4 protein-coding genes are annotated in these 11,809 nt (G+C 73.7%); all 4 read right to left on the bottom strand.

Features of this window, described 5'->3' with window-relative positions:
• Positions 1-5,621, bottom strand: a 5,621-nt coding sequence (locus GT042_RS13820; RefSeq protein WP_161309006.1) for a non-ribosomal peptide synthetase, incomplete at its 3' end; no start/stop codon positions are given.
• Entirely contained in the window at positions 5,618-10,798 is a 5,181-nt protein-coding gene (locus GT042_RS13825) for a non-ribosomal peptide synthetase (protein WP_161309007.1), read from the bottom strand. The genes GT042_RS13820 and GT042_RS13825, both read right to left, overlap by 4 nt.
• Positions 10,799-10,886: 88 nt before the next feature.
• Positions 10,887-11,105 (bottom strand): MbtH family NRPS accessory protein, encoded by a 219-nt coding sequence (locus GT042_RS13830; RefSeq protein ID WP_161309008.1) that lies wholly within the window; start codon positions 11,103-11,105, stop codon positions 10,887-10,889.
• Between the two features lie 227 nt (positions 11,106-11,332).
• The coding region (locus GT042_RS13835; protein WP_202532741.1) for an FAD-dependent monooxygenase at positions 11,333-11,809 on the bottom strand (477 nt) is incomplete at its 5' end.

Consider the following 11,809-nt stretch of genomic DNA (forward strand, 5'->3'; position numbering starts at 1 on the left):
GCCGCGACCGTGGCCTCCGTCGGGCCGTACTCGGCGGCCAGCCGCATGCCGTCCGACGGGATGCGGGACGCGACCCGGGCCGCCTGGGCCGCCGGGTAGGCGTCGCCCGCGCAGATCGCCAGCGCGGCCAGGTTGCTCAGCTCGGTGTCCGTCAACTGGCCTTCCAGGAGGGTGAGATGGCCGGGGGTCAGGCCTATGAAGGAGTACGGGGCGCCCTTCAGGAGCTCCGTGCCGAAGTCCTCCGGGGCGTATGTCGGCGGGAGCAGGCGCACGCTCTGGCCGGTCATCAGCGGTGCGTACAGCGCGGGCAGGCCCAGGTCGAAGCCGACCGAGGTGAACCAGGGCGCGCCGCCCGTCCCGGCGGACGCGTACTCCTCGACCGCCCAGTGCAGGTAGTGGGCGAGCGAGCGGTGGCTGATCTCGACGCCCTTCGGTTCGCCGGTGGACCCGGAGGTGTGCAGGACGTAGGCGAGCCGGTCCGGGTCGTGGGTGAGGCGGAGGGGGGTGGCGGGGGCTTCGTCGGTGATCCCGTCGATAACTCCGTCGGCGATCCCGTCCGTGATCCCGTCGGTGACCAGCACAGGGACCGCGCCCAGGCGGTCCGCCTGGGCCGCGGATGCCACCCCCAGCGTGAAGCCGAGGCGCGCGATGCGCGCGTCGGGGGTGCACGGGTCCACCGGCACCTGCGCCGCGCCCGTCTTCCACACCGCCAGCAGCGCCGCCACCAGGTCGGGCCCCCGGTCCAGGAGGACCGCGACCCGCGTCTCGGGTCCCGCGCCGAGCGCGCGCAGGGCGTGGGCCAGGCGGTTGGCGCGGGCGTCGAGTTCCCCGTACGTGAGTGAACCGGTCCCGTACGTCAGGGCGTCGGCCCCGGGCGTCAGCGCGGCGCGTGCCTCGAAGGCCGTGAGGACGTCGGCCGGGGTGTCGGAGTGCGGCAGGGCGGGCGCCTCCAGGGCGCGCCGCTCGTACGCGTCGGGGAAGGCCCCGCGCGCGTCGCCGCCGGCCCCGGTGCGGGCCATGTCGGCGAGGACGGCGGTGTAGAGGGCGGCGAGGCGCTTGGCGCTGCCCCGGGACAGGGTCCTGGTGCGCGAGGCGATCGACAGGTGCCCCGGCACGGGCGTGCCGACGACGAGCCGGAACTCGTTCGGGCTGTCGTCCCGGCTGGCCATGATGTCGACCAGGTCGGTGTCCACCTGGTGGAAGTCCAGGTAGTGGAAGAGCACGTCGATGAGGTGGCTCTCGCCGCCCGGCCTGCGCATCGCGGGCATCGGGAAGCGGCGGTGCGGCCACAGCTCCACCTCGCGGGCAAAGACCTGCCGGGCCAGTTCGCCCCAGGTCGCCGCGCCCATCTCGTACGGGAAGGGCACGGAGTTGAGGTACATCCCGGAGACCCGCTCGGCGCCGGCTTCCTCGGGCCGCGCGTCGGCGACCATGCCGCCGCGGAAGCGCCTGGCGCGGGTGAGGAGCGAGAGGACCTTGCTGTGCGCCGCGTGCAGCACGCTCTTGTACGGGACTTCGGCGGCGGACGCCAGGGCGCGCAGGCCCGCCTCCGCGTCGCCGAGGGGGACGTCGACGCGGTAGCGCTCGTCGGGTCCTTCGTCGTCCTCCCAGCCGGCGGGGACGTCGAACCGTTCGTACCCCTCCACGATCCGCTCCCAGTGGGCGCGGTCCGCCGGGTCGCCGAGCGCGCGCAGCTCACCGGCGACGAAGTCGGCGTACCGGACGGCGGGCAGGGGCGGCGCGGGCTCGGGTTCGCCCCCGGTGCGCAGGGCGCGGTAGGCGCGGAGCATCTCCATCAGCTGGGAGTGGTAGCTCCAGCCCTCGATGACGGGGTGGCACTCGGTGATGGAGAGCCACCAGCTCTCGTCGTCCAGGAGGTGGACGGCCATCCGCATCAGCGGCGCGGTGGTGAGGTCGAAGAGCTGCTCGCGGTCGCGGTCGGCGAACTCCGCGAGGGCGTCCTCGCGTTGGCCGGCGGGCAGGTGGCGCAGGTCGTCGTACACGCAGGGCATCGAGGCGGTGGCGTGGACGAGTTGGAGCGGCTGGGAGTAGCCGTCGAGGGAGAAGGAGGTACGCATCACCTCGTGGCGTTCGGTGATCAGGTCGGCGGCCTTCTGGAACGCCTCGCGGTCGAAGGGCAGTTCGTCGCGGATCCGGAAGGAGGTGATGTTGTGGTAGCGGCGCTCGGGGCTGTCCCCGTACATCTCCACGAGCATGCCGGCCTGGGTGAGCGACACCGGGTAGGCGTCGGTGACATCGCGGGGCAGGACGGCCCGGTCCGCCTCGCCGATCAGGGCGAACCGGGATGTGACGGCCGGGGTTTCGGCGTCGCGTGGTTCGCCGAGGTGGGCGCGGAGCCGCGCGACCGTACGGTGTTCGAAGATGTCGCGGACGGTGGTCTCCCAGCCCGCCTCGCGCAGGGCGCCGACGAGCGAGACGGCCCGGATCGAATCGCCGCCCAGGTCGAAGAAGTTGTCCTGGACGCCGACGGTGTCCAGGCCGAGGACGGTCGCCCAGACCTCGGCGACGGCCCGCTCGGTGGCGTCGCGCGCCTCGACGTGCTCACCCACTGCCGTCGCCGCGCGGCCCGGCGCGGGCAGGGCGCGGCGGTCCAGCTTGCCGTTCGCCGTGAGCGGCAGGGCGGGGAGGGTCATGTACGCGGTGGGCACCATGTAGGGCGGCAGGGTGTCGCCGATGTGGGCGCGCAGCGCGGCGGGGGTGAGGGCCGCCGGGTCGGCGCCCTCGGCGGCGACGAGGTAGGCGACGAGGTGCTGGTCGCCGGGGCTGTCCTCGCGGACGAGCGCGACGGCGTCGGCGACGGCGGGGTGGGCGCTGAGGGCGGACTCGATCTCGCCGGGTTCGATGCGGTAGCCGCGCAGTTTGACCTGGTGGTCGGCGCGGGCGATGAAGTCGAGGTTGCCGTCGGGCAGGACGCGCGCGAGGTCGCCGGTGCGGTAGAGGCGGGCCCCGGGCGGTCCGTACGGGTCGGGCAGGAAGCGCTCTGCGGTGAGGTCGGGGCGGCCCGCGTAGCCCCGGGCGAGGCCGATGCCGCCGATCCAGACCTCGCCGGGGATGCCGACGGGCAGGGGGCGCAGCAGGTCGTCCAGGACGTACATGGTGGTGTTGGGGAGGGCGCGGCCGATGGGGACCAGTTCGGTGGTGATCTCCCCGTCGGCGAAGTACGCGGAGTTCCCGACGGTGATCTCGGTGGGTCCGTACTCGGCGGCGAGGCGGGTGCCGTGGGGCCCGGCGGCCTCGGTCCAGCGTGCGGCGAGGGTGGCGGTGAAGGAGTCGCCTGCGGCGATGACGAGCCCGGCCAGGTGGGCGATCTCCCCCGCCGTCAACTGCTGTTCCAGCAGGTTGAGATGGCCGGGGGTGAGCTTGATGAAGGAGTACGGGGCGCCCTCGGTGAGCAGGGCGCCGAGGTCGGCCGTGTCGAAGTCCTGCGGCAGCAGGTCGACGCGCTGCCCGGTCATCAGGGGCGCGTACAGGTCGGGTACGCCCAGGTCGAAGGCGACCGAGGAGAAGAGGGGGGCGCCGCCGGTGCCCGCGCTCGCGTACGCCCGGACCGTCCAGTTGAGGTAGTTGGCGAGGCCCCGGTGGGTGACGAGGACGCCCTTGGGCCGGCCCGTGGACCCGGACGTGTGGATGACGTAGGCGAGTTGGTCGAGGTCGTACGTACGGGGAAGCTCGGCGCGGGCGGCCCCGATGACGGCGCGCTCGCGCGGGTCGTCGAGGAGGAGGGTCGTGGTGCCTTCGAACCGGTCGGCGTAGCGGGCCTGGGTGATGACGACACGGGTGCCGGTGGTGCCGAGCATGTGCCGTACGCGCGGCAGCGGGTATTCCGGGTCGATGGGTACGTACGCGGCCCCGGCCCGCCAGATGCCCAGCAGGCAGGCGACCAGTTGCGGCGAGCGGTCGAGGAGGACACCGACGGTGGTGTCGGGACCCGCGCCCAACTCGATGAGTCGACGGGCCAGTTGCTCGGCCTGGTGGTCGAGCCGCCCGTACGTGAGGGTGGTGGAGCCGTGCCGGGCGGCGATGGCGAACGGGGTGGCGGCGGCCTGCTCGGTGATCGTCTCGAAGACGGGGCGGAGGGTGTGGGGGTCGACCGGGGTGTCCGTGCCGACCGGGGTCGCCGGTCCGTCCAGGAGTAGGGCGCGCTCGTCCGGACCGATGATCTCCAGGTCGGAGAGGGGCGCCTCGGGCGCGGCGGCGACGGCGGCCAGGAGTCGCGTGTAGTGGCCGGTGACACGGGCGGCGGTGGCGGCGTCGAAGAGCGCGGTGGCGTACTCCAGGCTGCCGTGCAGGGTGCCGTCGTCCTGTTCGGAGAGGTGCATCGTCAGGTCGAACCGGGCGATGCGCCCGCTCGCGGCGACCGGGGTCGCGGTGATCCCGGGCAGGTCGGGGCCCTGGGCGCCGTCGCCGGGTGCCAGGTCGAACATCACCTGGAAGAGCGGGGTGGTGGACAGGTCGCGTCCGGGTTCCAGCTCGTCGGCGATCCGGTCGAAGGGCGTGTCCTGGAGGTCGAAGGCGTCCAGGACGGTCGTCCGGTTGGCGCCGAGGACGGTGGAGAAGGCGGGGTCGCCGTCCCAACGGGCACGCAGGACCAGGCTGTTGTAGGCGTACCCGGCCATCCGGGCCAGCTCGGGACGGGTCCGGCCGGAGACCGCCGTACCGACCGCGACGTCCTGCTTGCCGGTGTAGCGGCCCAGGAGCGTCTGGAACGCGGTGAGCAGCACCATGAAGAGGGTGGCCCCGCTGTCCTGGGCGAGGGTCCGCAGCGCGGTGGTGACGTCGGCGGGGACGTCGAAGCCTTGGGCGGCGCCGTCCCAGGCGCGCACGGCGGGCCGGGGGCGGTCGGTGGGCAGGGCGAGCGGTTCGAGGCCGGCGAGCTGCTCGCGCCACCGCTCCAGGCTCAGGTCGGCGGCGGGGCCGGTCTGCCTGCCGAGGGACCAGGCGGCGTAATCCGCGTACTGGACGGGCAGTTCGGGCAGTTGCTCGCCCCGGTGGAGCGCCGCCAGGTCCGCCAGGAGGATGGGGCGGGTCAGCGCGTCGCACGCGATGTGGTGCATGACGACGACCAGGACGTGGTCGTCGGGCGCCAGGCGCAGCACCCCGACCCGCAGCGGGTGGGCGGTGGCCAGGTCGAAGGTCTCCGTGGCGCGGGCCTGGGTGAAGGCGGTGGCCTCGGCGTCGCGTCCCGCCGCGTCGAGCCCGGGCAGGTCGGTGACGGTGAAGTCGACCGGGCCCGGCGGGTCCACGATCTGGCGGGGTTCGGCGCCGGCGAGGACGTACCGGGTGCGCAGGATCTCGTGATGGGCCGCGAGGCCGTCGAAGGCGCCGCGCAGGGTCCCGGTGTCGAGCGGTCCGCGCAGCCGGTACGCCATCGGCAGCAGGTACTCGGGGCTGTCCGGGTCGAGCTGGTGCAGGAACCACAACTGGCGCTGTCCGGCGGACAGTTCGAGGGGCGCCGTGCGGTCGGCCCGGGGGATGACGGGACGTGCGGGCGCGCTGCCCGTACGCCCGGCGCGGCCGGCCAGCCGCCGGTTCAGCAGCTGGGCGCGGAGTTCCTGCTGGGTGGGTGCGGTCGGTGCGGTCGGTGCGGTCGGTGCGGTCACGGCTGGTACTCCCGGTGGGCGACGGCCAGTTCGGCCTCGGTGAGCGACTCGATCTCGGCGGTTACGGCCTCTTCCACGGCGGCGGCGAGCGCGGTGACGGTGGGCCGTTCGAACACGGTCCGCAGCGGTATCTCGACGTCGAACTCCTCCTGGATCCGGGCGATGACCCGCGCCGCCCGCACCGAGTTGCCGCCGATGCGGAAGAACCCCTGCCGGGCGCCGATCCGGTGGTCCCCCACGTGGTCGGGACCGTGCAGGGCCTCCGCCCAGATGTCGGCGACCAGCTCCTCGACCGGCCCCTGCGGCGGGGTGTACGGCTCGTCGGCGAGCGCGGCCGTGAGGTCGGGGACGGGCAGGGCGGCCGTGTCGACCTTGTTGTGCCGGGTGAGCGGGATCCGGGCGATGGGCATCAGGAGCGCGGGCACCATGTAGTCGGGCAGCCGCCGCGCGCAGTGGTCGAGCAGGTCGCTGTCGCTCGGTACGGGTCGGTCCTCGGCGGGCACCCAGTAACCGACCAGGCCCGCCTCGTCGCCCTCGCCGTGCACCACGACCACCGCGTGGGCGACGGACGGGTGTTCGGCGAGGACACCCTGCACCTCGCCGGTCTCCACCCGCCGGCCCCGGATCTTGACCTGGCCGTCGGCGCGCCCGGCGAACTCCAGGGTGCCGTCGGGCAGCATCCGGGCCATGTCCCCCGTGCGGTACAGACGGGCGCCCGGTTCGCCGTACGGATCGGGCACAAAAGCCGCGGCCGTGAGGTCGGGCCTGCCCCGGTAGCCGCGCGCCAGGACGGGCCCGCCGACGCAGAGTTCACCGGTCACCCCGTACGGGACGGGGACCAGGTGCTCGTCGAGGACCCGGGTGGTGACGCCGGGGTAGGGGCGGCCGAGCGGAACGCTCCGCGCGGTGTCGTCGCCGTCCCAGCGGGTGGAGGCGACGGTCGTCTCGGTGAGCCCGTACTCGTTGATGAACCGGTTGAGGCTGCGGACGAGTTCCCTGGCCAGCGCGGGCGGCGTCGGTTCGCCGCCGGTCTTGCCGACGAGCGGCCTGCGGCCGAACCCGGCGTCCAGGAGCATCTGCCAGTGCGGCGGCGCCGCCTGCATGTGGCTGACCGCGTGCCGGTCGATCAGCCGGATCTGCGCCCGGTGGTCGGCGAGGTCCCGCTCCTGCGCGAGCACCACCCGTCCCCCGGCGACGAGCGGCATGTACAGCTCGGTGCAGGAGATGTCGAAGGTCGGCTGGGACAGGGCGAGATACGCGTCGTCGGGTCCCTGTCCGAAGTCGAGGTGGTCCCGGAAGGCGCTCAACATCCGCAGCAGCGTGCGGTGTTCGACGGCGACGCCCTTGGGCCGGCCGGTGGATCCGGAGGTGTACATGATGTACGCGAGCCGGGCGGGGTCGTCGGTGGTCTCGTCGCCGGTCCCGTCCGGGGCCGGGCCCCGGGCGTCGGCGTCGGCGAGGCCGTCGTCCGTCTCCACGTCGAGCACGGGCCCGGAGAAGGCCGTGGCGAGGCGGTGGCCGCCGTCGGTGGTGGTGATCAGGACGCGGGCCCCGGCGTCGGCCAGGACATGCGCGAGCCGCTCGTCGGGCGCGGCAGGATCCAGCGGCACGAACGCGGCCCCGGCCCGCCAGGTGCCGAGAACCGCCGCGATGAGGTCGGGCGTCCGGCCCAGCAGGATGCCGACCGGCGTCTCGGCCCCCGCGCCGAGGGCGCGCAGCCGGTGCGCGAAGGCCGCGGCCCGGCGCATCAGCCGCTCGTACGTCCAGGTGTCGTCGCCGCACACCACGGCGGTGTCCAGCGGCGCGCGCCGCGCGGCGGCCCGGATCGCCCCGTACACGGACAGCTCGGCCGGCTCGGCACCCCCGGGCTCGGGGGCGCCGGGGCCCCGGCCGACGATCTCGCCGAGGAGCGGGGCGGGCAGGATCCGCGCCTCCCGCAGACCGGTGCGCGGGTCGGCGGTGACCGACTCCAGGAGCCGGACCCAGCAGGCGCACAGCCGCTCCACGGTCTCCGCGTCGAAGAGCGCGGTGGCGTACTCGACCAGGCCCAACAGCGAGCCGTCGGGCTGCCGTTGGACAACAAAGGTGAGGTCGGTGCGGGCGGCCTGCCAGGCGCCCCGGAAGGCCTCGATGTCACCGGCGCCGGTCGCGGTGCCGGTGCCGCCCTCCTCGTGCAGGTCGAACATCACCTGGTAGAGCGGGGTACGGGACGGGTCGCGGCTCTCGTCCAGCGCCTCGACCAGCGCGTCGAAGGGGAGGTCCTGGTGGGCGAAGGCGTCCCTGGCCCGGTCCCGTACCCGTACCAGCGCGTCGTCGAAGCCGCCGTCCGCGTCCAAGTCACACCGCAGGACGAGGGTGTTGAGGAAGAAACCCACGACATCGGCGACCTCGGGCCGCTCCCGGCCGGACACCGGCACCCCCACGGGGATGTCCCAGCGTCCGGTGAAGCGGGCGACGAGTGTGGCGAACGCGGTCAGCAGGGTCTGCTGGAGTGTGGCCCCCGCGTGCCGCCCCAGCGCGGCCGCCTGTTCGGTCAGTTCGGGCGGTACGGAGAAGACATGGACGGCTCCGGCGGCGTCACGCACCGGCGGGCGGGGCCGGTCGGCGGGCAGGTCGAGCGGCGTGATGCCGTCCAACACGCCTTTCCAGTGGGTCAGTTCATGGCTGATGACCGTGTCGGTGAGGGTACGGCGGCGGTACGCGGCGTGGTCGGCGTACTGCACGGGCAGCGGCGGCAGCGTGGCCGCCGTGCCGGTGTGCGCGGCCTCGGCGAGGGCCTGGAGGTCGCGTTCCAGGACGACGGAGGACCAGCCGTCGCAGGCGATGTGGTGGACGGACAGCACCACATGGAGGGCGTCGCCGGCGCCCCGTACCACCAGAGCACGCCAGACGGGGCCGTGCTCCAGGTCGAAGGGGCGGGTGAACTCGTCGTGGACGAGCGCGTTCAGCGCCTCGGGGGTGGTGGCGCGTGCGGTACGGGTCTCCACCGGCCGCGCGCCGGGCGCGTCCGCGATCTGTACGGGCTCGGCGCCCAGCAGCACGTAACGCGTGCGCAGGATCTCGTGCCGGGCCGCGAGCGCGTCGAGGGCGGCGAGGACGGTCGTGTCGGTGTAGTGGGCGGGCAGGCTGATGAACGAGGGGGCGTTCCACTCGGAGCTGCCGGGGCGCAGCCGGTCCAGCAGCCACATGCTCCGCTGGCCGTGCGAGAGGGGCAGCCCCTCGGCGGGCCGGGCGACGGGCAGCAGGGGGTCGGGGGCGGAAGGCCCGGTGGAGGCGGAACCGGTGACGGACACGTCTGTGGCGCCCGTGGTGACCGTCGCGTCCGTGGTGTCCGTCGTGTACGTGGCGCCCGTCGCGTCCGGCTGCCGGGTCTCGGAGGCCGTACGGGTCAGCAGCGCGGCCTGTGCCTCGACGGTCGTCTCGGTGAACAGGACACGCAGGGGTATCGCGGCCCCCGCCCGCGCGGAGAGCGCGCCGGAGAGCCGGGTCAGCATCAGCGAGGAGCCGCCGAGCTGGAAGAAGTCGTGGGTGGCGCCGATGTCCCCGGCGGGCGTGCCGATCAGCTTCGACCACTCCTCGGCGACCACACGCTCGGCCGTGGTGCGTACAGGTACGTGCGTACCGCCCAGGTCCGCCGCCGACGGCAGCGGCAGCGCGCCCCGGTCGGTCTTGCCGCTGGCGGTGAGGGGCCACCGGTCGACGGGCACGAAGAGGGCGGGCACGAGGACGTCGGGCAGCGAGCGGCGCAGGAACGCGCGCAGCTCCTCGGGCCGGAGGTCCTGGCCGCGCGACTGGACCCAGGCGGCGAGCCGGTGGCCACCGCCGTCCCCGTTCCCGTTCCCGTCCGGTACGGCGGCCACGACGGCGGCCCGCACCCACGGGTGGGCGGCGAGCGCGGCCTCGACCTCGCCCGGCTCGACCCGTACGCCATTGATCTTGACCTGGTGGTCGAGGCGGCCCAGGTACTCCAGGGTGCCGTCGGCGCGCCAGCGGACCTTGTCGCCGGTGCGGTAGAGCCGGGCGCCCTCGGTGTGAGGGTCGGGCACGAAGCGCTCGGCGGTCAGGTCGGGGCGTCCGGCGTAACCGAGCGCGAGACCGACGCCACCCGCGTGCAGTTCACCGGGGACGCCGACGGGCACGGGCCGGCCCGCCGGGTCGAGGACGACGACGCGCATGTTGCCGATGGGGCGGCCGATGGGGACGGGCCCGGTGTCGCGCTCCGGGTCCCAGTGGTGCTCGGTGATGTCGACGGACGCCTCGGTGGGGCCGTACGTGTTCCAGATCTCGGCGCCCGGGGCGAGCGCGGCGAGGTCGTGGCAGAGTTCGGCGTGCAGCGGCTCGCCCGCGCTGAACAGCAGCCGCAGGGACGGCGCGTGGCGGGTACGGCCCGCCGCCTCGACCAGTCCCCGGTAGACGGAGGGGACACCCTGGAGGACGGTCACGCCGTGGGTGGTGACGGCGGCCAGGAGGGCGGCGGGGTCGCGCTCGGCGCCCTCGGGGGCGAGCACGACAGCTCCACCACTGATGAGGGGCGCGAACAGCTCAAGACCTGCGGCGTCGAAGCCGACGGTCGTCTTGAGCAGCATGCGGTCGGCGGCCCCGAGGCGGTGGCGGTGGGCCAGCCAGCGCACCCGGTTGGCGATGCCGCCGTGCGGGACGAGCACGCCCTTGGGGCGGCCGGTGGATCCCGAGGTGTGCAGGACGTAGGCGGGGCGGGCCGCGTCGGCCGCGAACCGCGGTACGGGAAGGGGCGATTCACCGCTGACGTCCTCGGTGAGCAGTACGGCGGTGGCCTCGGGCAGCCTGCCCTCGGTGGCCCGCTCCGCGAGCGCCACCCGCGCCCCGGCGTCGCCCAGGACGAGGGCGATACGGCTCTCGGGGTGCTCGGGGTCCAGCGGTACGTAGGCGGCCCCCGCCAGCCACACGCCGAGGAGTCCGGCGATCAGGTCGGGGCCCCGGCGCAGGCACACCCCCACGAAGTCACCGGGTCCGACGCCGAGTTCGCGCAGTCCGGCGGCGACCCGGTCGGCCCGGGACGCGAGTTCGGCGTAGCTGACCGTGCTCCCGTCGGGCCGCAGCACGGCGGGGGCGTCAGGGGTACGGGCGCGTTGAGCGGCGAACAGCTGGGGCAGCAGCGGGGGTCCGGACACGGATCCCGACAGCGTACGGTCGTTCACGGTCTCTCCTCCATCGGGATCGGGCGGCGGGGCGGGTCGAGGTGGTGCGGGCCGGAGGTCGTGCGGGCCGAGGTCGCACCGGCCGGTTTCAGACCGCGGCCTCGTCCATCCGCAGGCGCAGGCTCAGCGGGCGCATGTCGGTCCACACCTCGTTGATCCGTGCGAGGCACTCCTCACGGGTGCCCTCGGTGCCCTCGGCGTGCCAGCCGGCCGGCAGGACGCGTCCGGCCCACCAGATCGAGTACTGCTCCTCGGCGTTGAGGACGACCCGGTAGGCGGTCTCCTCGGTCTGCTGCTGCTCGCTCATGTGAGGTTTCCTTTTCGTGTCGGTGAGGTAGTGGCCATAGTTGGACAGCGAGCTATCGAAGGCCTATCGGGCATGTATCCGGGCCGGTCCGGCTCCGGAACAGGACCTTCGGCCCCGGGAACAGGGGCGGGCCCCTGACGCGGAGAGAGCGCCAGGGGCCCGTACCGATGCGGGAATCGTGCGAAGAAGCCGGCCGAGATCAGCGATCAGGGATCGGAGATCGGGGATCAGGCGGCGGAGTTCACGTTGTTGTTGCGGTTGTTGTTGTTCAGGTTGTTGTTGTTGGCGTTGTTGTTGTTCAAGGTGGCCTCCACGTCGTTGTCCAGGATCCAGCTGACACTGTCGGCGTTGACGTTGTTGTTGTTGCCGTTGTTGTTGGTGTTGTTGTTCCGGTTGTTGTTCATGTTTTTCTCCTTGGTGGGTGGTCGTCCGGTCCGGGACCCGAGCTGCACGGTGGTCGTGTGCGGCCTGCGGGTCCCTTCGTAGCGGCGGAGCGCGGCGGCGATGCCGTCGGCTCCCGGTGCCGCTTCCTCGAGGCAGATGGCGAGTGCCACTCCGTCCTCGATGGCTTGGTTGGCTCCCTGCCCGTGGTGCGGGAGCATCGGATGGGCCGCGTCACCGAGCAGCGTCGTACGCGGCGTACTCCAGTTCGACAGCGGCTCGCGGTCGTGCAGCGACCAGCGCCGGACCTCGCCCGCCGCGCC

It is taken from the genome of Streptomyces sp. SID3212 (assembly GCF_009865405.1).
Classification (GTDB): domain Bacteria; phylum Actinomycetota; class Actinomycetes; order Streptomycetales; family Streptomycetaceae; genus Streptomyces.

Excerpts from the sequence above, each read along its gene's own strand:
- GT042_RS13830 (WP_161309008.1), bottom strand. The coding sequence starts at position 11,105 with ATGAGCGAGCAGCAGCAGACCGAGGAGACCGCCTACCGGGTCGTCCTC.